Raw genomic sequence first — 1,869 nt, 5'->3', positions numbered from 1 at the left:
CTGCCGGACACCCGGCCCGGCGGCGGCCGTGGCGGCGGGGTCGCCGGCACGCGCGCGCGTACGGACCCGGGACTCGCCGCCGGCCTGCCCGCCGGCGCGGACACCGCGCCTTACACCCTGGTGACCGTCTTCGAACCGGTCGGCCCGCCCGCCGCCGACCGTGCCGGGCCCGGCGGCCTGCTCGCCGACGCGCTCCCGCTCGCCGCGCGCGGTGCCGCCGTGGTGCTGGTCGGCTGGGGACCGCCGGAGCGCTGCGCGACCTCCTCGGTGCTGCGGGTGGCCGTGAAGGCGCCCGGTCCGGTGCTCGGCGCGGACGGCCCGGGGGGCGCCCGGCGGGACGAACTGGAGCAGGTCGCCGCGGGGCTGGGGCTGGCGCCGGACGGGTCCGGCCGGGTCGCCTGCCCCTTCGGGTACGCCGGCCTCGGCAGCGCCGTGCGGGGGCTGCTGTCGACCGGCCTGTTCGACGCGGCGATCACGGCGACCGACGCCGGGCAGGTCGAGAAGGAGCTGACGGAGGCCCTGTATCCGTACCGGCGCCCGGACGGCACCGTGTGGATGCCGAACGTCTTCCGTTACCTGATCGCCCGGGTTCCCTGACCGCCCGGGTTCCCGCGTCGTCCGCGTTCCCTGACCGCCCGCGTTCCCTGACCGCCCGCGTCCCCTCGGCGTCGCCGTCCCGTCGCCCGCCTCCGCGCCGGGACGCGCCGCCGGGACGCGCCGTCAGTCCTCCGTGTCCTTGGTCAGGCGGGGGACGCCGGCGATGCGGTAGGCGTCCGCCTCCTCCAGCGTCTCGCGCGCCAGCAGGGCCTCGGCGAGCGCGTCCAGCCGGTCCCGGTTGTCGCGGAGCTTGCGGCACGCCTCCTCGTAGCACTCGTCCACGATCCGCCGCATCTCCGTGTCGATCACGTCGAGGGTCTGCGGGGCGGCGGCGAGACCGTACGCCTGCTGGGCGTCGTTCGGCAGCGCGGAGAGCCGCCCGACGCGCTCGCTCATGCCCCAGCGCGACACCATGCCGCGGGCGAGGTTGGTGACCTGCTCCAGATCGCTCTCGGAGCCGGTGGTGATCACGTCGTAGACGACGTGCTCGGCCGCCATGCCGCCCAGCGCGCCGATGATCCGGCCGCGCAGGTACTCCTCGGTGTACGCGTACTTGTCCGCGTCCGGGGTGGACAGGGTGACGCCGAGCGCCCGGCCGCGCGGCACGATGGTGATCTTGCGGACCGGGTCGGCGCCCGGCTGGAGCATGCCCAGCAGGGCGTGCCCGCTCTCGTGGTAGGCGGTGCGCCGGCGCTCCTCCTCCGGCATCACCAGCGGACGCTCGGCACCCAGCTGGACCTTCTCCAGCGCGTCGGACAGGTCGGACCGGGTCACCCTTCGCTGGTTCCGCTTGACCGCGAGCAGCGCGGCCTCGTTGGCCAGGTTCGCCAGGTCCGCGCCGGTCATGCCCGGTGTCGTACGGGCCACCTGCGCGAGATCGACGTCGTCGGCGAGCGGGATGTCCCGGGTGTGGATCTCCAGGATGGCCTCGCGTCCGCCGCGGTCCGGCGGCGAGACCTGAACCACCCGGTCGAAGCGGCCGGGACGGGTCAGGGCCGGGTCGAGGATGTCGGCGCGGTTGGTGGCCGCGATCACGATGACGCCCTCCGAGCCGGAGAAGCCGTCCATCTCGGTGAGGATCTGGTTGAGCGTCTGCTCTCGCTCGTCGTGCCCGCCCATCGACGCGCCGCCGCCCCGCGCGCGCCCGATGGTGTCGATCTCGTCGATGAAGATGATCGACGGCGCCACCTTGCGGGCCTCCGCGAACAGCTCCCGCACCCGGGAGGCGCCCACGCCGACGATCATCTCGATGAACTCGGACGCCGAGGCGGA

At 75.1% G+C, this 1,869-nt stretch carries 2 protein-coding genes; one reads left to right on the top strand and one right to left on the bottom strand.

The genetic code is table 11. From position 1 onward, the window contains the following. The coding region (locus tag IF37_RS0138205; RefSeq protein WP_030754276.1) for a hypothetical protein at positions 1 to 597 on the top strand (597 nt) is incomplete at its 5' end. A gap of 123 nt (positions 598 to 720) precedes the next feature. Here IF37_RS0138205 and IF37_RS0138200 read toward each other — a convergent pair. After that, positions 721 to 1,869 (bottom strand): ATP-dependent metallopeptidase FtsH/Yme1/Tma family protein (locus IF37_RS0138200; RefSeq protein WP_030754274.1); only part of this gene is annotated, 1,149 nt, incomplete at its 5' end.

Source organism: Streptomyces sp. NRRL S-31 (assembly GCF_000718775.1).
Taxonomy (GTDB): Bacteria; Actinomycetota; Actinomycetes; order Streptomycetales; family Streptomycetaceae; genus Streptomyces.
Note: the sequence above shows the minus strand (reverse complement) of the source record. Positions and strands in the feature narration are given on the sequence as shown.